Origin of the sequence: Mesorhizobium sp. M0052 (assembly GCF_040323255.1) — a bacterium.
GTDB lineage: Bacteria > Pseudomonadota > Alphaproteobacteria > Rhizobiales > Rhizobiaceae > Mesorhizobium.
In genome coordinates this window covers 26,092-45,549 of sequence record NZ_JAMYUS010000016.1, presented here as the reverse complement: position 1 = coordinate 45,549, position 19,458 = coordinate 26,092, and the positions used below count along the sequence as shown (strand labels likewise).

At 64.0% G+C, this 19,458-nt stretch carries 17 protein-coding genes; 7 read left to right on the top strand and 10 right to left on the bottom strand.

The window, feature by feature from the left end; translation table 11 throughout:
• Nucleotides 1-125: 125 nt before the first annotated feature.
• The 6 genes from NKJ77_RS21310 to NKJ77_RS21285 are packed head-to-tail and all read right to left on the bottom strand — an operon-like array spanning nt 126 to nt 4,943.
• Nucleotides 126-1,307 (bottom strand): arabinose transporter, encoded by a 1,182-nt coding sequence (locus NKJ77_RS21310; RefSeq protein WP_352535720.1) that lies wholly within the window; start codon nt 1,305-1,307, stop codon nt 126-128.
• 29 nt (nt 1,308-1,336) lie between these two features.
• The gene (locus NKJ77_RS21305) at nt 1,337-1,771 is read right to left on the bottom strand and encodes a lipocalin-like domain-containing protein (protein WP_352535719.1); all 435 of its coding nucleotides are present in this window, start codon (nt 1,769-1,771) and stop codon (nt 1,337-1,339) included.
• 57 nt (nt 1,772-1,828) lie between these two features.
• Complete coding sequence (locus tag NKJ77_RS21300) at nt 1,829-2,845, bottom strand: zinc-dependent alcohol dehydrogenase family protein (protein WP_023724824.1); 1,017 nt, start codon at nt 2,843-2,845, stop codon at nt 1,829-1,831.
• 25 nt (nt 2,846-2,870) lie between these two features.
• Complete coding sequence (locus NKJ77_RS21295) at nt 2,871-3,266, bottom strand: (R)-mandelonitrile lyase (RefSeq protein WP_023682960.1); 396 nt, start codon at nt 3,264-3,266, stop codon at nt 2,871-2,873.
• A 19-nt stretch (nt 3,267-3,285) separates the two neighbouring features.
• Nucleotides 3,286-3,756: a cyclophilin-like fold protein gene (locus NKJ77_RS21290; RefSeq protein ID WP_502902120.1), complete on the bottom strand. Its 471-nt coding sequence runs from the start codon at nt 3,754-3,756 to the stop codon at nt 3,286-3,288.
• Complete coding sequence (locus tag NKJ77_RS21285; protein WP_352535718.1) at nt 3,753-4,943, bottom strand: MFS transporter; 1,191 nt, start codon at nt 4,941-4,943, stop codon at nt 3,753-3,755. Before NKJ77_RS21285 ends, NKJ77_RS21290 begins: the two co-directional genes overlap by 4 nt.
• A 148-nt stretch (nt 4,944-5,091) precedes the next feature.
• Here NKJ77_RS21285 and NKJ77_RS21280 point away from each other — a divergent pair, with 148 nt between their 5' ends.
• Entirely contained in the window at nt 5,092-5,985 is an 894-nt protein-coding gene (locus NKJ77_RS21280) for a LysR family transcriptional regulator (protein ID WP_352535717.1), read from the top strand.
• A 234-nt stretch (nt 5,986-6,219) separates the two neighbouring features.
• On the opposite strand, the gene NKJ77_RS21275 is transcribed toward NKJ77_RS21280, so the two are convergent.
• Nucleotides 6,220-8,145, bottom strand: coding sequence for an adenylate/guanylate cyclase domain-containing protein (locus NKJ77_RS21275; protein ID WP_023832851.1), 1,926 nt, complete (start codon nt 8,143-8,145; stop codon nt 6,220-6,222).
• A 412-nt stretch (nt 8,146-8,557) separates the two neighbouring features.
• Between NKJ77_RS21275 and NKJ77_RS21270 the strand changes: the two genes are divergently transcribed.
• The 5 genes from NKJ77_RS21270 to NKJ77_RS21250 all read left to right on the top strand — a co-directional run bounded on the left by NKJ77_RS21270 (nt 8,558) and on the right by NKJ77_RS21250 (nt 15,178).
• On the top strand, nt 8,558-9,616 hold the full coding sequence (locus tag NKJ77_RS21270) for a LacI family DNA-binding transcriptional regulator (protein WP_023832852.1): 1,059 nt from the start codon (nt 8,558-8,560) through the stop codon (nt 9,614-9,616).
• 117 nt (nt 9,617-9,733) lie between these two features.
• Nucleotides 9,734-10,975 carry an ABC transporter substrate-binding protein gene (locus NKJ77_RS21265; RefSeq protein WP_023724832.1) on the top strand — a complete coding sequence of 414 codons (1,242 nt, stop codon included), beginning with the start codon at nt 9,734-9,736 and terminating at the stop codon, nt 10,973-10,975.
• 419 nt (nt 10,976-11,394) lie between these two features.
• Nucleotides 11,395-12,315 (top strand): carbohydrate ABC transporter permease, encoded by a 921-nt coding sequence (locus tag NKJ77_RS21260; RefSeq protein ID WP_023832853.1) that lies wholly within the window; start codon nt 11,395-11,397, stop codon nt 12,313-12,315.
• Nucleotides 12,315-13,172 (top strand): carbohydrate ABC transporter permease, encoded by an 858-nt coding sequence (locus NKJ77_RS21255; protein WP_023682951.1) that lies wholly within the window; start codon nt 12,315-12,317, stop codon nt 13,170-13,172. Before NKJ77_RS21260 ends, NKJ77_RS21255 begins: the two co-directional genes overlap by 1 nt.
• Nucleotides 13,173-13,210: 38 nt before the next feature.
• Nucleotides 13,211-15,178: a glycoside hydrolase family 127 protein gene (locus NKJ77_RS21250; protein WP_352535716.1), complete on the top strand. Its 1,968-nt coding sequence runs from the start codon at nt 13,211-13,213 to the stop codon at nt 15,176-15,178.
• A gap of 1 nt (nt 15,179) precedes the next feature.
• Here the strand turns inward: NKJ77_RS21250 and NKJ77_RS21245 are convergent, their stop codons facing one another.
• The 3 genes from NKJ77_RS21245 to efp form a co-directional block, all read right to left on the bottom strand.
• Nucleotides 15,180-15,980 carry an endonuclease/exonuclease/phosphatase family protein gene (locus tag NKJ77_RS21245; protein ID WP_023671569.1) on the bottom strand — a complete coding sequence of 267 codons (801 nt, stop codon included), beginning with the start codon at nt 15,978-15,980 and terminating at the stop codon, nt 15,180-15,182.
• A 26-nt stretch (nt 15,981-16,006) separates the two neighbouring features.
• Entirely contained in the window at nt 16,007-17,467 is a 1,461-nt protein-coding gene (locus NKJ77_RS21240; RefSeq protein WP_352535715.1) for a phospholipase D-like domain-containing protein, read from the bottom strand.
• 71 nt (nt 17,468-17,538) lie between these two features.
• Nucleotides 17,539-18,108, bottom strand: a complete 570-nt coding sequence (gene efp / locus NKJ77_RS21235) for an elongation factor P (protein ID WP_023682947.1) — start codon at nt 18,106-18,108, stop codon at nt 17,539-17,541.
• A 129-nt stretch (nt 18,109-18,237) separates the two neighbouring features.
• On the opposite strand from efp, the gene epmA reads away from it, so the two are divergent.
• Complete coding sequence (gene epmA / locus NKJ77_RS21230; RefSeq protein ID WP_352535714.1) at nt 18,238-19,284, top strand: EF-P lysine aminoacylase EpmA; 1,047 nt, start codon at nt 18,238-18,240, stop codon at nt 19,282-19,284.
• Nucleotides 19,285-19,458: the final 174 nt, after the last annotated feature.

Sequence of the window (19,458 nt, the reverse complement as noted above, 5' to 3'; positions counted from 1 at the left end):
TCTGGAGTGTGTCTGGGCGGGGATTTGCCGGGCCTCGTTGACCCTTGCGGGGAGGGGTTCAGCCTCCGTGGCGACCCGGAAAGAGACTATGAGCGAACCTCATGCGGACGGCGCCGGCGAGCTGTCTATAATGGAGCGCTACGGCGACCCAGCAGCAGAGCGATGCCCAACGCCGGAAGCGTTGCCGCCGCGACGGCGAAGAAGACGAATTGCAGCCCCGTCGACGCGGCGACCAGGCCGAGCGCCGGACTGCCGAAGCCGAGCGCCACGTCGAGGAAGACGGTGTAGAGTCCCATGGCCAGGCCGCGGCTGCGCGACGGAAGACGGCCTACGGCCTCGGCGCCGAGGCCGGGATAGACCAGCGAGTAGCCGAGGCCAGTCAGACCCGCTCCGATCGCGGCGACAACAGGCCCGGTCGCAAGCCAGATCAGCATCAGCCCTGCCGCCTCGACCGCGACGAAGATCACAGCGACGCGTGCGCCCCCAAGCCTGTCGGGCAGGTGGCCGAAGCACAGCCTTGCCACGATCAGCGACGCGGCATAGGCCGTGAAGGGAAGCCAGACCGGCTGCCAGCCCCGCTCGGCGAAGAGCAGGGCGCCGAAGCCCAGAATAGCACCATAGCCGAGGCTGCTGAAAGCAGCTCCGACGCCAGGAAGCCAGACCGCTTTCGCCACGCTCCTCCATGACTGCGGCACGCTGCCCGCGGCGGCGCTGGTGCCGCGCATCGGCAGGATGGCAAGCAGCGTCGCCAGCGGCAGGACGATTGTCGCGAGCGCGATCGCGGTGAAACCGCTCGCTGCGTAGAGCGCAGATCCGACCGGCGCTCCTAGCGCGAGCGCCGCAAACATCGCCGTGCCCACCCAGGCTATGACTTTTCCGGAGTTCTGTCCGCCCGCAACGGAGAGGCCCCAGGCGACGCCGCCGGTGATGATGAAGCTCTCGGACGCGCCCAGCACCGCCCGGCCGGCGAACAGCGCCGATGCGGACGCTACCGGCCGGTCGAGCAATGCCAGCGAGCCGAGGTAAAATAACCCGGCAAGGGCAGCGGCAATGAGGCCGACGACGACGGCGCGCTTGCCGCCGCGTCCATCGGCATAGTTTCCAGCCCCGATGCGCGACAGCATCGAGGCGACGAACTGGCTGCCCGTCACCAGCCCGACTGCGAAGGGGCCGAAGCCGAGCTGCTGGTGAAGATGCAGCGGCAGGACGGGTAGCGCCAGTCCGATCAGCAGGAAGCCGGCGAAGACAGCCGCCATGATTGGCACCAGTTCCGCGATGACGCCATTTCGGTCTGACATCCGCGCCATTTTGGCCTTCGGTAACCCAACTGTTCGGATCAGTAGCGTTCGTAGGTTACGCGCCAGCCTTCGGCCGGGTTGTCCGGCGTGAGGACCAGTTCGTTGTCCGAGACCTGGAATTTGCGTTTCATGCTCTTCCCGACAAGGTTGCGGACCAGGGAGGACTCGATGGTGATGACGAAGGTCTTGTCCTGGTCGTTGATGGCGACCGGCCCGTAATAGGCTTCGTAGCCATTCGCCGTGTAAGGCGTGTCCGGCGCCTTGGGGTCGCGGTTCTGCGCCTGCACCGAGAGGGTGCCGGCCTCGGTGAAGATGACCTGGCCGGAATAGGGCACGGGCTTCAGGTTTCCCTCTGCCCCGGCCTCGAGCGAAATCATCCGCCATGCGCCGATGATCGCGGACTCTTGCGAGAAAGCCGGCGTGGCGACCGAAAGCGCAAGAGCAAGGGCGGCAATCTTCAATCTCATCGTCATATGTCGTTGTTCCTTTTCTGAGTTGTGGGAGCGCACAGACCGTCCGCCCGATCTTGCTCACACCGAAAGCATGACCTTGATGGCGCGACGCTCGTCCATGGCGCGGTAGCCTTCAGCGACCTCGGCCAACGGCAGCTTGAGGTCGAAGACCTTGCCGGGCTTGATCCGACCTTGCAGCACACGGTCCATCAGGTCGGGCAGGAAGCGGCGCACCGGCGCCGGGCCGCCCAGCATGCGTTTCTGGCCGAAGAATAGTTTTTGGCCGTCGAAGTTCACGCCATGCGGCACGCCGACATAGCCGATGGTGCCGCCGGGGCGGGAGCAGGCCAGCGCCTGGTCGAAGGATTCTCCCGTGCCGACGCATTCCAGCACGGAGTCCGCGCCGACGCCCTTGGTGAGTTCCTTGATGAGGGCCACGCCTTCCTCGCCGCGCTCAGCGACGATTTCGGTGGCGCCGAACTCGCGGGCGAGCTTTTGGCGGCTGGCGTGCCGGCTCATGGCGATGATGCGCTCGGCGCCCATCTCCTTGGCCGCAAGCACGCCCATCAGGCCGACCGCACCATCGCCGACCACGACCACCGTCGATCCTTCGCGGACCTCGGCTGCGTCGGCCGCATACCAGCCGGTGCCGAGCACATCGGACACCGCCAGCAGGTCAGGGATGAGGTCGGCCGGCGGCACCTCGGCGGTGGCGACCAGTGTGCCATCGGCCAAGGGTACGCGGGCGTAAGGCGCCTGCGCGCCCGACATGAACTCGCGCTGCACGCAAGACGACTGGAAGCCGAAGCGGCAATGCGGGCAGGTATTGTCGGAGAGGCAGAACGAGCCGACGACGAACTGGCCGGGACGGACGGTTCGCACCTCTGCGCCGACCTCGACGACGATGCCGCAATATTCGTGGCCCATATGCATCGGCCCGGCGACCGGCTGCAGCCCGCGATAGGGCCACAGGTCCGAGCCGCAGATGCAGCTTGCCGACAGCTTGATGATGGCGTCCGTCGGCCGCATGATTTTCGGATCGGCGATTTCCTCGCAGCGTATGTCGCCCGGTTTGTGAAGAACGGTTGCAAGCATGTTGGTTCCTTCCGAGGGGAGAAGATCAGCCGCCGTAGTCGGCGTCGCTGACATGTTCCAGCCAGTCCACGACCTTGCCGTCCTTGACCTCCTGGAGGGCGATGTGGGTCATGGCGGTCCGAGGCGACGCGCCGTGCCAGTGCTTTTCGCCGGGAGCGAACCAGACGACATCGCCCGGATGGATTTCCTCGACCGGGCCACCTTCGCGCTGCACGCGACCGAGGCCGGAGACGACGATCAGCGTCTGGCCGAGCGGATGCGTGTGCCAGGCGGTGCGGGCGCCGGGCTCGAAGGTCACCTGTGCGCCTTGAACCCGCTCGGCGTCGAAGGGATTGAAGAGCGGATCGATCCGCACCGTTCCGGTGAACCAGTCAGGCGGTCCCTTGCCGGAAGGCCTGGTGCCGGCGCGAAGAATGTCCATGGTGATCTCCTTTGCGTCCTCAAATGCGTTCGATGCGAAGCGGGAATTTGCCGCGAATGTGCAGGGCCTGCTCGCCCTCGTCGAAGCGGCCAAGCCTGATCAGCCCGGGATGGCGGTAGTCGGCGTAGAACATGGCCAGGTTGCCCCAGGGCATGAAATAGCACAGGTCATAGGGCTGCTCGTCGGCGAACGGACCGCTTCCCTCCTCGGTCAGCTTGCGTGGCAGATAGGCGATCTTCTCGTTATGGGCGTAGTCCTCGATCTCGAGGTCGAGCGGCAGCATGGAGAAGAAGTCGCGCGCCGACGGATTGTCGTAGAGCGTGGCGGTCATGGTGCGGCCGTTGAAAACCATCCTGATCTTCATGTCGGTGGGCTCCTGGCTGACGGGAGATTGGTCTTCCTGGCTGGCGGCTGTGCGAGGCAGGGCCGCCACCGCGAGCGCGGCGCCGAGCAATGTCCGGCGGCTGAGCGGCGCATGTTCGTTCGTCACGGCAAAGACCTCCGGGCCATATGCGCTGCGGCAAGGGCGGCGAGCGCCGATCCGCAGAGCAGCACCGCGCCCAGAGTGAACGGTCCCCACCAGCCGACCGTATCGAAGAGCGTGCCGCCGATCGCGGCGCCGCCGGTGATGGCGAGCTGGATGACGGCAACCTGCAACCCGCCGCCGGCCTCCGCGTCGTTCGGCAACGTTCGGCTGAGCCACGTGCCCCAACCAACCGGCGCGGCCATGCCGAAGAAGCCCCAGGCAACGAGCAGCAGCGCTGTGGGACCCGGGAGTGCACCGAGGGCGATGAGCGCGGCGGCCAGCGCAGCCATGACCAGCGGGATGACGGTGAGGATGCTGAACAGACGCGTGCGCAAAAGCCGGCCGACGCACCATGTGCCGAGCACCCCGGCCAGCCCCATCGCCAGCAGGACCGCCGAGAGGGCGGCGATGTCGAGCCGGGTGACGTTCTCGAGGAAGGGCCGCAGATAGGTGAAGAGCGCGAACTGGCCCATGAACAGCATCATGATCGACGCCATGCCGGTGGCGACGGGAAGACGGCCGAGCAGCGCCAGCGGATTGCCGGCACGCTTCCTGCGGCGCGGCGGCAGCGGCGGCAGGCTTGTCCACTGCCAGGCCAGCGCCAGGAGACCAAACGGCACGACGAGGAAGAAAGCGCCGCGCCAGCCGACATAGGCGCCAAGAAAACTGCCCAGCGGCGCGGCGATGGTGGCCGCAATGGCATTGCCGGCGTTCAGCATGGCGAGACCCTTCGGAACCATGTCTTGCGGCACGAGGCGCATGACGATCGCGGTCGACATCGACCAGAACCCGCCGATCGCGATACCGAGCAGCGCCCGGCCGACCATGAGCAACGCGTAGTTCGGCGCGAAGGTGACAGCCAGACCGGACACGATGAGGAGGAGGGTAAAGCCGGTCACGACCAGTCGGCGGTCGATGTGGCGCGTGAGGCCGGCGACCAGCAGGCTGGTCACGACGGCGAAAGCGCCCGAAATCGAGATCGCCTGTCCCGCCCGGCCCTCGGTGATGCCGAGATCGGCCGCTAGCGGCGACAGCAGGCTGACCGGCATGAATTCCGACGCGATGAGCACGAAAACACACAGCGCCATCGACAACACCGCGCCCCATGCGGCGCGGTTTTCAACAAGCCTTGTGTCGTACGTGGTTTCCATGATTGGCATCCTGGCAAAGCGACCGGACGGATCAGCCGCCAATCCCCATCGCTGCCAGAAGATATTGCAGGGGAACCCATTTAAGTAGACTAAGCAATCCGCATGGACTTATCTGCTCATGATATGAATGTCCGATGGGAGGTGCCCTATGCAGCGCGATGGCATGAAGGATCTGCTCTGGTTCGTGGCGGTCGCCCGGGAGCGCAGTTTCACCAGGGCGGCGGCAAAGCTCGGAACCTCGCAGTCGACCCTGAGTTCGACAATCAAGGAGCTTGAAGCTCGTCTTGGCGTCCGCCTGCTGACGCGTACGACGCGGAGCGTCTCTCCGACGGAGGCCGGCGAGCGACTTTTCCAATCTCTCGTTCCCCGCTTCGAGGAAATCAAATCCGACCTCGCAAGCCTGGTGGCGTTTCGCGACAAGCCCTCCGGAACGGTCCGCATCACCCTGTCCGACCATGCGCTCCAGACGACCGTCTGGCCGAAGCTCCAGCCCTTGCTCAACGACAATCCCGACGTGCGCGTCGAGCTCTACAGCGACAACGGCATGAAGAACATTGTGGAGGAGCGCTTCGACGCAGGCGTGCGGCTTGGCGAGAGCATCGACCGGGATATGATCGCGGTGCGCATCGGGCCGGATTGGAGGCTCGTGGCCGTGGCTTCGCCGGACTACTTTTCCCGCCATCCGGTTCCGACCGCGCCCCAGGACCTGGTCGATCACGACTGCATCAATATGCGGCAGGCGACGTTCGGCGGACTGTACGCCTGGGAATTCGCCAGGGATGGCCGCGACCTTCGTGTGCGGGTGGAAGGCCAACTCACCTTCAACTCGTCCATTCCCATGATCGAGGCTGCGACAAGCGGTTTCGGGATCGCCTATGTCCCGGAAAACCTCGTCAGCCACCACATCGCCGAGGGACGCCTCAGGCTCGTGCTTGACGACTGGAGTCCGCCATTTGCCGGCTATCACCTCTACTATCCGAGCAGGCGACAGCTCTCCCCTGCGATGGCGGTGATCATCGACGCGCTCCGCCATCGCATCTGACCGCAGGGACTGTTTGGATCATGTAGCTGAGCTTGGTAAATGGCGGGTTCTGCCCTCCAAGGCTCTTCGACTTCGACGCTGCGGAAGGCTGCTTTGCGCCCCATGTCGGCCGTTAAAGTTGACTTGTGCCACCACCTGACAGCGGACATTACCGGCGACCGCGCTTGAGGGCGTAGTTGCGCCTGGAACGGACCTGCCCTCAACCAACTCATTTTCTGGGCATCATATTCAGGGTCAATGCTTCACTCCCTCGTGGCCTGCTGATATTCGAGCCCCAGTCGCGGTTATTTGGGCCACCATCCGATTGACAAGCGCGATATAACGGGGATGAGCGCGGAGCGAGTCGAGGTCGCTATCTTGACGCATCCAAGGCACGCGCAAAACGAGGTAAGCATGTGATGCAGTTAGCTGACGTTCAAGGCAATCGATAGCCTGCTCCGTCTTGCCCAGCTTCGCATAAAAACAGCCTAAGTTGTACTGAACCGGAATGTTGTCTCCGGCGAACATTTCCCCACGAGAGGCCCACGACAGCGCGCGTTCAATCTCGCCAATTTCTGCCAGCATTGCGGCACCGTAACATAGCGCGGTGGCATTGTCGGGATGCGCTTTGACTTCCTTTTCCACTCGCAGCACACCTTGCCTTGCTGCTTCCTTGGCGTCGTCGCTGCGGCCGAGTGAAACATTGACCATCCCTAGATTGGTCCAGACCCGATAGTCATCGGGTGACAACGATACAGCACGCTGGTACAGACCGGCAGCTTTCTCGTATTGACCTTGAATGAAACAATTCCGGCCGTAAGCGAAATAGGTATCGGAAGAGCTAGCGTCTAATTCTAAAGCTCGCTCGAACTCGACTTCCGCCTCGGCATACCGGCCATTTACGAACAAGGCCCCGCCACGTGATGCATGGGCGTCGGCGAGACCTGGCTCAAGTTCCAGCGCCCGTGAGCTGTTGGAAAGGACTGCCTCGAAGCTGGCGTCGGGATCGTTGCAAGTTAACAGAAGCCACTCACAATCAGCCAAAGCGGCATAAGCGCGCGCATAATTTGGGTCAATTTCAACAGCTCTAGCAAACAGTCGCTGCGCTGTTTTGATAAACTTCGTCTCGACTCCCCTGTTGAGGAACGACCTGCCCATCAACAGCGTCTCGTAAGCCTCTGGGTTGTCGGTCGAGCGGTTTGTAATAGTCTCCAGTTCTTCGGGCAACAGCTTCACTTTGAGGACATCGACTATGGTCTTGGAAATCTCGTCCTGCAGTTTGAAGATATCGTCCAGCGTCCGGTCATATCGCTCGGCCCAGGTATGGTCACCGCCAAGACCATTGATTAGCTGAGCCGTGATGCGCACCCGTCCTCCAGCCTTGCGTACGCTTCCCTCCAGGACGTAGGCAACATTCAGCTTCTTCGCCACTTCCTCGATTAATACCGCCTTGCCCTTGAAGGTAAAGACGGTATTACGCGCGACCACGGAGAGCCCGGACACCTTCGAAAGGTCGGTGATAATGTCCTCGGTGATGCCGTCGGAAAAGTACTCCTGCTCAGGATCGCCGCTCATGTTGACAAAGGGCAGAACCGCGATCGATGGTTTATCCGGGAGTTGATGCACCGGTTGCACCGCGTGTTTGCCGGTCCCGCCTGTTCCGGCGCGGTAAACCTGCACCGGCTTTGCGATATTCTTGAGCGCGTGCTCGCCGAGATCGTCGAACGCCAATGTCAGCTTACCGGTGACATGATCGTGCACGGTGGCGGAGACGTAGATGCCCCCGGGCTCAGCCAGACCCTCCAGCCGGGCTGCTACGTTGACACCGTCGCCATAGAGATCGCTGCCCTCTACGATGACGTCGCCCAGATTGATGCCGATACGCAGGACGATGCGGTAGGCCTCGGCCACGCTCTCGTTGGCCCCGGTAAAACCCTTCTGCAGTTCGACGGCGCATTGGACGGCATCAACCGCACTGCCAAATTCCACCAGCACACCGTCGCCCATCACCTTGACCACGCGGCCGTGGTACTGGGCAACCAATGGAACCAGAACATCGCGCCGCCGCGCTTTGAGAGCGGCCAGTGTGCCAGCCTCGTCGTGCTCCATGAGGCGCGAAAAGCCAACGACATCAGCAGCTAGAATCGCGGCAAGGCGGCGTTGGGCTCGAATCTCGGCCATGTGGGTTGAATACTTTCAGAAACCCGGCATCTGGGATTGTATTGGTCATCTGGCCTGGAGTCTATCCGGCCGACTTCCGAGATGGGTCAGAGGGCGTCGATGCATGGCGGCGCCTGAACGTCCGCTTCTCACATTCCAAGCCTCCAAGCCGCAAGTCCGCTTCCGGCCCCAAAAGGCGACATCAGAATATCTGCTCAACAATCACCCTTCTGCGCGACGCGGTCATGAAGAAGAACCTCGTCGATCGCGCGTCTCCACTCCCCACACCCACTTGCCATACCCAAATTCTCATCCTAATCTCCCTCTGAGAAAACCTTTTCCCAAACCCCGCCGCAACCGCCGATGTCCACCTCGACAGGTAACGAGCCGTAAGAGAAAACCTTTTCCCCAATCCGAGACTTATTCCCGACCAATGCCCTCCGACGCTTCGCCACCACCCGCCAAACAACCCATCACCCTGCGTGAAGTCGCGGCGATGGCTGGTGTCAGTGTGGCCACGGCGTCGAAGGCGCTGAACGGGCAGGGGCGGATGACGGCCGAGACGCGGCAGCGCATTCGCGAAACGGCGCAGCGGCTCGGCTTTCGCCCCAACAGCCTGGCGCAGAGCCTGCTGCGGCGCCGCTCCTTTACCGTCGGGCTGTTGACCAACGATACCTATGGCCGCTTTTCGCTGCCGGTCATGTCGGGCATTTCGGATGCGCTGGTCGATGCCGGCGTGTCGGTGTTCATGTGCAATGTCGAGGACGATCCGCGGCTGGCGCAACTGCATGTCGAAGCGATGCTGGACAAGCGCATCGACGGCATCATCGCCAGCGGCAAGCGCATCGACCGCCATTTGCCGGTCGACCTCGCCAATCTCGGCGTGCCAGTGATCTACGCCTTCAGCCAGCCCGATCCCGATGCCGTCGCCTTCGTCTCCGACGATGCCGGCGGGGCGCGGCTGGCGGTCGAGCATTTTTGCCGGCTCGGGCGTCGGCGCATCGCCCATGTCAGCGGTCCCGCCAGTTTTGCCGTGGTGAATGAGCGGGCACAGGCTTTTCGCGATGTGCTGGCCGCCCACGGCCTGCCTGTGAGCGAGCCCTTGCTCGGTTCGTGGTCGGAAGCCTGGGGGCATGAAGCCGTCGGAAAGCTGTTCGACGGCCCAACGCTCTTCAACAAGAAGGGAGAGAAACCCGACGCCGTGTTCTGCGGCAACGACCAGATCGCGCGCGGCGTCATCGATGCGCTGCGCGAGCGCGGCTTAGGCGTGCCTGGCGACGTCGGCGTCATCGGCTTCGACAATTGGGAGATCGTGGCCGAGGCAACCCGCCCGCCGCTGACCTCGGTCGACATGAACCTGGCGGCGCTCGGCCGCGAGGCCGGCCTCACACTGCTTTCGCTCGTCGGCGGCCAACCCGCCGCGCCGGGCATTCGAAAACTGCCGTGCCGGCTGGTGGTGCGTCAGTCATGCGGCCGTCCGCCGGGCGGCTGAGACCAATGCCTGTCGCCCAAAAGTGCGCAGCGGTTTGGGACAACGACATGCATCAAGCAAAGGCCGCGCGGGGAGCGCGGTTACAGGGAGGAGAACTGAACCATGAGGAGGAGAACCATGAAGACCATGATCGCCGGGCTCGCCTTTGCGAGCATTCTGGGCACGCTGGCAACAGCTTTTGCCGCCGACACCGCCAACATCTGGGTTCGCGCCGACGGCTCGAACTTCATGCCCCGCATCGTCGATGCCTTCAACAAGGGCCATGAGAACCAGGTCAAGCTGGACATCATTCCCAATGCCGAGATCATCCCGAAATATGGCGCCGCCGCCGCCGGCGGCACGGCGCCCGACGCGCTGTCGCTCGACCTGATCTACACGCCGTCCTTTGCCGCCGCCGGCCAGCTCGAAGACATTACCGACTGGGCGAAGTCGCTGCCCTATTTCGCCAGCCTGTCGCCGGCGCACGTCAAGACCGGCACCTACAAGGACCACATTTATGGGCTGCCGTTCTCGGCCGACGCCTCGGTGCTGATCTGGAACAAGAAATTGTTCAAGCAGGCGGGGCTCGATCCGGACAAGGGGCCGGCCAACTGGGCCGAGATCGAGGCCGATGCCGAAAAGGTCAACGCGCTCGGCGGCGACATCAAGGGCTTTTATTTCTCCGGCAATTGCGGCGGCTGCAATATCTTCACCTTCACGCCGCTGATCTGGGCCTCGGGCGGCGACATCCTCTCCGAGGACGGCTCGAAGGCGACGCTGGACAGCCCGCAGCTGCGCGGCGCCATCGACCTCTACCGCTCGATGGTCAAGAAGGATCTGGTGCCGGCCGGCGCGCAGACCGACACCGGCGCCAACTTCTTTGCCGCCTTCGCCACCGGCAATATCGGCATTTCGCCGTCCGGCGCCTTCGCCATCGGCGCGCTCAACACCCAGTATCCGGATATCGACTATGGCGTCACCTTCCTGCCGGGCAAGGACAGCGGCTGGTCTTCGTTTGCCGGCGGCGACAATTTCGTCGTCACCAAGGGCACCAAGAAGCTCGCCGTGGTGAAGGAGTTTCTCGACTTCGCCTATTCGCTAGAAGGCCAGACCATCCTGGCCAAATACGGCAGCCTGCCGGTGCGCGGCGACATCGCCAAGGAGGCGCTGAAGGATCTCGATCCGCGCTACCAGATCGCCGCCGAAGCCATGGCCAAGGGCCGCACGCCCTATTCCGTGGTGTTCAACGATTTGATCAACTCGGCCAACGGTCCGTGGACGCAGATGATCAACGAGGTCGTCTTCGGCGACGACGTCGATGGCGCCATCGCCAATGCACAAGAGACCATGCAGTCGATCATCGACCAGGCGCAGAAATAAGGACTGGCCGGCGGCGAGGGCGCATGACGCCCCTGCCGTCGCAGGTCCTGATCCGGCCGCCCGATCGTCTCCCTGGACGGGCGGCCGGCGCTCCTTACCCTCCCACTTGTGGGGAGGGTCGCTGCGCAGCAGCGGGGTGGGGGAGGTGTGTCCCACCGCCCTACGAGATCCAACGGAAGAGCAGCATGACCCCTGGCATTCGCAATCATGGCACCGACGCCCTACCTCCCCCTTGTGGGGAGGTCGGACCGGTTCGGATGGGGGGGGCGGCGCCGCGGGGGGGGGCGCGCCCGCGCCCGCCGCCCCCCCCCCCCCCCGCCCCCCGCCGCCCGCCCACCCCCCCCCCACACACGCGCGCCCCCCCCCCCCCCCCCCACCCCGCTGCTGCGCAGCGACCCTCCCCACAAGGGGGAGGGTAAATGACCGCCATCACCACCACCCCGCCACGCGCCAGAAAACTCGTCGGCGCCGGCCGCCGGCAGTGGATCGGCCTGCTCTATGTCGCGCCGGCCGTGGCGCTGGTCGTCGTGTTCTTCATCATTCCGCTCGGCATGACCGCCTGGATGTCGCTGCACAACTGGCCGCTGATGGGCGAGCATTTTTACATCGGTTTCGACAATTACCGGGCGATCCTGCGCGACAACCGTTTTTGGAACGCGCTGAGCTTCACCGCCTACTACACCGTGATCGTCACCATCGTGATCTTCGCCGTCGCCTTTCCGCTGGCGCTGTTCATCGAAAAGCCCAGGCGGCTGACCGGCTTTTACCGGACATCCTTCTTCATGCCGGCGGTCGTCGGCTTCGCCTCGGCCAGCCTGCTGTGGTCGTGGCTGCTCAATGTCGATTCCGGCCTGTTCAGCCCTGCCGCCTACGACCTCGGCCTGACCGCGAAGAAGTTCAACCTGCTGGCGACCTTCCAGCCGGCCTTCTGGTCGATCATCGCCATGGTCGTCTGGAAGGTGGCGGGCTTCACCATGATCATCCTGATGACCGGCCTGCAGTCGATCCCGACCGATCTGCAGGAAGCCGCGATGATCGACGGGGCAGGGCCGTTCGCGCGCTTTCGCGCCATCACCCTGCCGCTGATGCGCCGCACGCTGGCGCTGGCGCTGATCCTGTCGATCGCCGGCTCGATCCTGGCCTTCGACCAGTTCTACATCATCCTGCGCGGCGGCCCGCGCAACCAGACGCTGACCGCCGTCTACTGGATCTTCAACCAGTCCTTCGTTTCGTTCAAGCTCGGCTATGGCGCAGCTTTGTCGATGATCCTGCTGGCCATACTGGTGGCGCTCAGCCTGGTGCAGCTGTGGCTGCTGCGCAAGCCGGAGGGCATCGACTGATGGCGCAGGCAAGAAGCCGCAGCAGCCGCCTCTGGCTCAGGATCGCCGAGCATTCGACCGGCATGATCGCCTCAGTGCTGTTCATCGCGCCGATCGTCTGGGCCGTGCTGTCGACCTTCAAGCCGGCGCAGGAGGCGCGCCAGCCGCCGCTGCCGCCATGGCCGACGACAGGCTTCTCGGTCGAGAACTATCGCACGCTCGACACCTTTGGCGACGGCCTCTGGCTGCCGGCGCAAAACAGCCTCTATGTCGCCTCCATGACGGTGATCCTGTCGGTCGTCGTCAGCGTGCTGGCCGGCTACGGCTTTTCGCGCTTCCGGTTTCCGATGAAGGATGTGCTCTTCATCGTGATCCTGTCGACGATCATGATCCCGTTCCAGTCGATCCTGACGCCGATCTTCCTGGTGCTGACCAAGGTCGGCCTGCACAACACGCTGACCGGGCTGGTCCTGGTCTACACCACGCTGCAATTGCCGTTCTCGATCTTCATGATGCGCAACGCCTTCGACGCGGTGCCGCGCGAGATCGAGGAGGCCGCGCGCATGGACGGCGCCAACAACGTCACCATGCTGCTGAAGGTGATGCTGCCGCTGGTCTGGCCGGGCATCGTCACCATCGCGCTGTTTGCCTTCCTCGGCGCCTGGAACGAATTCCTGGCCGCCCTGGTGCTGATGACCGACCAGTCCAAATTCACGCTGCCTATCATGATGACCGCACTTCAGTCGGGCCGCTTCGGCGCCATCGACTGGGGCGCCGTGCAGGCGGGCGTCACCGTGATGATGGTGCCGTGCCTGGTGCTCTTCCTGTTGCTGCAGCGCTTCTACATCCGCGGCCTGATGGCCGGCGCGGTGAAATGACCCCCCGTGAAATGACCAATATCCAACGGAGTGACACGATGACCGTTCAACCATCCGCCAAGCCCGGCAAACTCGCCTTCCGCCCGCTGCCGGTGCCGCAGGTCGATGTCCGCGGCTTCTGGGGCGACCGTGTCGATGCCGTGGCGTCGCGCACCGCCGACATCCTCTACGAGCGCTGCGTCGAGGCGCGCATGCTGGAGCAGATCGACCCGGACCGGCCCTCGCCGGGCGTCGTCATTCCGTTCCATTCGCCGTCGCCCGACGAGGCTGCCAGCCCCGGCTTCACCGGCTCGACGGTGACGACGCAGATGTTCTGGGACTCCGATTGGGGCAAGACCATCGAGACCGCGGCCTATTCGCTCTACCGGCGCAAGAACGCGGCGCTCGAGAAGAAGATCGATGCCGTCATCGACCTCTACGGCAGACTGCAGCAGGAAGACGGTTATCTCTCCAGCTGGTACCAGCGTATCCAGCCCGGCAAGCGCTGGACCAATCTGCGCGATTGCCACGAGCTCTATTGCGCCGGCCATCTGATCGAAGGCGCGGTCGCCTACTACCAGGCCACCGGCAAGCGCAAGCTGCTGGATATCATGTGCCGCTATGTCGACCATATCGCCGACACCTTCGGTCCGGAGCCGGGCAAGAAGAAGGGCTATTGCGGCCATGAGGAGATCGAGCTGGCGCTGGTCAAGCTGGCGCGGGCGACCGGCGAGCAGAAATACATGGACCTGGCCAGGTATTTCATCGACCAGCGCGGGCAACAGCCGCATTATTTCGACGAGGAGGCGCGTGCGCGCGGCGCCGACCCAAAGGCCTATCATTTCAAGACTTATGAGTACAACCAGTCGCACAAGCCGGTGCGCGAGCAGGACAAGGTCGTCGGCCATGCGGTCAGGGCGATGTACCTCTATTCCGGCATGGCCGACATCGCCACCGAATATGGCGACGATACGCTCAGGGTAGCGCTCGACCGTCTGTGGAACGATCTCACCACCAAGAACCTCTATGTCACCGGCGGCCTCGGGCCGTCGGCGCACAATGAGGGCTTTACCAGCGACTACGACCTGCCCAACGAAACCGCCTATGCCGAGACCTGTGCCTCGGTCGGCCTGGTGTTCTGGGCCAGTCGCATGCTCGGCATGGGTCCCAACGCCCGCTACGCCGACATGATGGAGCGGGCGCTCTACAACGGCTCGATCTCCGGCCTGTCGCTCGACGGCTCCCTGTTCTTCTACGAGAACCCGTTGGAGAGCCGGGGCAGGCACAATCGCTGGAAATGGCATCGCTGCCCCTGTTGCCCGCCCAATATCGGCCGCATGGTCGCCTCCATCGGCAGCTATTTCTACTCCCTCTCGGATGATGCGCTGGCGGTCCATCTCTACGGCGACAGCACCGCGCGCTTCGACATATCGAACCGGGCGGTCAGTCTGATTCAGACCAGCAATTATCCCTGGGATGGCGCGGTCTCGATCCGGATCGAAGCCGACGCTCCGGTGGAATTCACCTTGCACCTGCGCGTCCCGTCCTGGTGCGGCAAGGCGGCGCTCAAGATCAACGGCGCCGCGGTCGATCTGGACGGCATCACCAGCGACGGCTATGCCGCGATCCGGCGCGAGTGGCGCCAGGGCGACCGGGTCGAACTCGATCTCGAAATGTCGATCGCCCGTCTGTTCGCCAATCCGGAGGTGCGTCAGGACATCGGCCGCGTCGCACTTGCGCGCGGTCCGCTGATCTATTGCGTCGAGGAGACCGACAATCCCGGCCAGTTGCATCGGATCGCTCTGCCGCGAACGGCAACAATCGAGGCGCATGCCGAGCCGAACCTGCTCGGCGGCATCGTCACGCTTTCGGCACTTGGCAGCAAGGAAGCCCAGGAAAACTGGGAAACCGGGCTCTATCGCACCGATCCGCCGGCGGTGAGCGAAACGAAAATCACCGCCGTCCCGTACTTTGCCTGGGACAACCGCGAACCCGGTGAGATGCTGGTCTGGCTGCGGGACGGATGAGTTACAGGCTGACGAACGCCGTCAGCGGCAAATGATCCGACGCAACCCGCGACAGCGGCGTGTCATGGGCTTCCACCGACGATACCATGCCGTGCCGGTTGGCCATGATCCGGTCGAGCGCCAGCACCGGCAGGCCTGAGGGGAAAGTCGGCACCGCCGCCGGCGTGAAACCAAAGGTGGCGTGCAGCGTCTTGAGCGCCGAGCGGTTGCCCAGCCGCCATTCGTTGAGGTCGCCGAGCAGCAAGGTCGGCCTTTCATCCTGGTTGCTCATGATGTCGAGCACGACGCGGGCCTGCTCCGAACGCGAGCGGCGCAACAGGCCGAGATGCGCGGCGATGACGCGCAGAGTGCGCGTTTCGTCGAGGTCGATCTCGGCAACCAGCGCGCCGCGGGGCTCCAGTCCCGGAAGCTTGATCTGATGGACGTCGCGCACGGTGCCGCGCTTGAACAAAAGCACATTGCCGCGCCAGCCATGGCCCTTGCCGCTTCCGGAAACCGGCACCGGCACAAGCCCTGTTTCGTGTTCGATCCGGGCAAGGTCGAGCAGCCCGGCGCGGTCGCCGAAGCGGTTGTCGGCCTCCTGCAGCGCGATGACGTCGGGGCCGATCTCGCGGATGACGCGGGCGGTCCGTTCGGGGTCGAACCTGCGGTCGGTGCCGATGCATTTGTGGACGTTGTAGGAGGCGACCACCATCTGGGCGCCTTCAATGTGCTTGCGCGGCGTCGCGTTCGCCTTGCGCGCTTTCCTGCCGCGGATCGACAGGAGCACTGTTTCAGGAAGGCTGCGTCCGTTTATGTCCATAGGCCTGCGTTCAATCTGTCCTGATTCTAAAGATAGGGCGATCCCAGCCATAACAACCGGTCAAAAACCCGGATGACAAATGGCCGCGCTCTTAGGGTTGCGAGTGTGACGGGTTTGGCGGAAGCGATTGCCGCTCCGATGCGCCCCTCGATCTCGGCGGCAAAGCCGGTATCCAGAACCTCAAGGTCGATTTCGAAATTCAGCCGCAGCGACCGCGCGTCGAGGTTGGAGGAGCCGACATAGGCCCAGACGCCATCGACCGACAACAGCTTCGAATGGTCGAACGACCCTTCATGCCGCCAGACGCGGCAATAGTGCTTCAGCACCTGGTCGTATTGCGCCGTCATGGCGCGGCCGACCAGGAAGAGATTGTTGACCGCGGGCACGACGATGTCGATCTCGACGCCGCGCCGGGCAGCCGTGACCAGCGCGCTGACAAATTCCCGGTCCGGCAGGAAATAGGGCGACATGATGCGGATCGATTTGCGGGCGACGGAAAATGCCCCCGTCAGCAATTTGTGGTTGGTTTCGATGCTGGCGTCCGGCCCCGACGCCACCGCCCGCACCAGGATCGGCTGACCGGGAGGCGGCGAGGGCTTTGCCACGTGCCAGACCTCGTCCTTGAGGGCCTCGTTGCCGGCAAAACGCCAGTCTTCGGCGGCAACCGCGAACAGGTCGGCCACGACCGGCCCCGTCACCTGGAAATGCGTATCCGCCGAACTGGCGCTGCCGGCGCATTCGGCCGAAAATCCCTTGCGGATGTTCATGCCTCCCGTGAACGCCACCACACCGTCGACGATCAGAATTTTCCTGTGCGTCCTCAAATTCGCATAGGGAAGTCTCAGGCCCATGACGATGTTGCCGTTGAACAGATCGACGGTGACGCCGGCTTCCCGGAGTGTCCCAAGAATGCTGGGCACGGAATAGCGCACGCCCACCGCATCGATCAGCACGCGAACCGTCACACCGCGCCGGACCGCTCCGGCCAGCGATCCGACAAAACGTCGTCCGATCTCGTCATTGTCGAAGATGTAGGTCTCGAGCAGGATGCTGCGCCGTGCGCCGTCGATCGCCCCGCACATTGCCGCGTAGGCTTCGTCGCCGGTCCTCAGGATGGTGATTGCATTTCCCGAAAGCAGGCCGCGCCGCGCCACCCTGTCGCCTAGCGTCTTCAGGCCGGCAAAGCGCTGGCCGAATTCGGCTGAGATGAGTGTTTCGAGCGCAATGTCGTGGTCGTGTTTGGCTGTCTCGGCTTCACCGGCGACGGGCCGCATGGCGCTGATCGTGGCGCGGCGGATGCGGTTGATGCCGGCAATGGCATAGATGATCGCGCCAAGGAACGGCGACAAGATCATCACGCCGACCCAGCCGGTGGCGGCGCGCACGTCTTCCTTGGTCATGATTGCGTGGACGATGCCGATGGCGGCCATCAGCATCGGAATGATCACAAGGATCAGAGGCCAGTAGGTCACAAAGGTCTGCCACATCGGCAGGACTATCGAGCCAGCGGCCGCAGAAGGCAATGCAACGGATCAACCAGGACGGAGGCGCTCGCGCCTCAGTCCTTCGCCCGCTCCACATAAGCACCGTCAGCCGTCATCACCACCACGCGGGTGCCCGGCGCGATGTGCGGCGGCACCAGCGTGCGCACGCCGTTCGAAAGCACGGCCGGCTTGTAGGACGAGGACGCCGTCTGGCCTTTGGTCGTCGGCTCCGTCTCGACCACTTCGAAAGTAGCGCGCTGCGGCAGCACCAGGGCTATGGCGATGCCGTTGAACTGCGAGATCTGCACCGCCATGCCTTCGAGCAGGTAGGGCGCCATGTCGCCGACCACGCTTTCCGGCACCGCGACCTGGTCGTAGCTTTCCGGGTTCATGAAGTGATACCCCTCGGCGTCGGCGTAGAGGAAGGTGTGCTCGCGCTCCTCGACATAGGCGCGCTCGACCTGTTCGGTGGTGCGGTAGCGCTCCGAAACCTTCACCCCGTCGGAGATGCGGCGCATGTCGAGCTGGGTGACCGGCGTACCCTTGCCAGGGTGGATGTTTTCGGCAAAGAGGATGACGTAAAGCTTGCCGTCCTTGTCGACGACATTGCCTTTACGGAGCGAACTGGCGATGACCTTCACCACGGTTTTCAATCCTAGACTTCGTTGGCCTGAAACGATCGTTCGGCGCAAATCGGCTGCGAGAGCCGTCGCCGTAGCGCATCTTGGCCCGAACCGCCAGCCCTGTCAGCAATTCCGTTGCCCGGCAAACCCATGACTGGCGCTTCGCCCTGGTGGACGCCGGATGTTCACGCCGACCGCCGGCCGCGGCTGATGGCCCGCAACGCCATAGCTGCCGCAATGCGCGGCTGGTTTGGCGAGCGCGACTTCATCGAGGTCGAGACGGCGGCCTTGCAGATTTCGCCCGGCAACGAGGCGCATCTCTCAGCCTTCGCCACCGAGGCGATCGGCGCCGACGGCGCGCGCCGGCCGCTTTATCTCCACACCTCGCCGGAGTTCGCCTGCAAGAAGCTGCTGGCCGCCGGTGAGCGGCGCATCTTCAGCCTGGGCGCCGTCTGGCGCAACCGCGAGCGCGGCCCCTTGCACCATCCCGAATTCATCATGCTGGAATGGTATCGGGTCGGCGAAACCTATGACAGCCTGATGGCCGATTGCGCCGAACTGCTGAAGCTCGCGGCTGAGCGGGCCGGCGCCAAAACCTTCCGCTTCCGCGGCCGCGAGGCCGATCCGTTTGCCGAGCCGGAACGCGTGAGCGTGGCGGAAGCTTTTGCGCGTTACGCCGGCATCGATCTTCTTGCCACCGTTTCTGCCGATGGCAGCACAGACCGCGCCGCACTCCATGATGCTCTGGTCAAGGCCGGCCTGCGCACGGCCGACGATGACAACTGGGCCGATTTGTTCAGCCGGGTAATGGTCGAGAAGGTCGAACCGGTGCTGGGGCAGGGGCGGGCCACCATCTTGTACGGCTATCCGATCTCGGAAGCGGCGCTCGCCCGGCCGAGCGCGGAGGACCAGCGCGTGGCCGAGCGCTTCGAGCTCTATTGCTGCGGCGTCGAGCTCGCCAATGCTTTTGGCGAACTGACCGATCCGGCCGAGCAGCGCCGGCGCTTTGCCGCCGAGATGGACGAGAAGGAGCGCGTCTATGGCGAGCGCTATCCGCTGGATGAGGATTTTCTCGCCGCCCTCGCCATCATGCCGCAAGCCAGCGGCTCGGCGCTTGGCTTCGACCGGCTGGTGATGCTGGCAACGGGCGCGACGAGGATCGATGACGTGATCTGGACGCCGGTCGCCACTCCTTGACGGAAATCGGCCTCGGTTAAACTCACAAACCGGTCAAGCCGCGCGTCTGTGGCGGCCGCCGCGGATGGGCTTTGCGGGCCGCTTGGGCGCTATGCCGCAGCGGGACAATTGCCCGTGCGCCATTGCACAAGCCGCATTGGGACAATAGATGGTGCAACAGCCGCTACCGCCCGG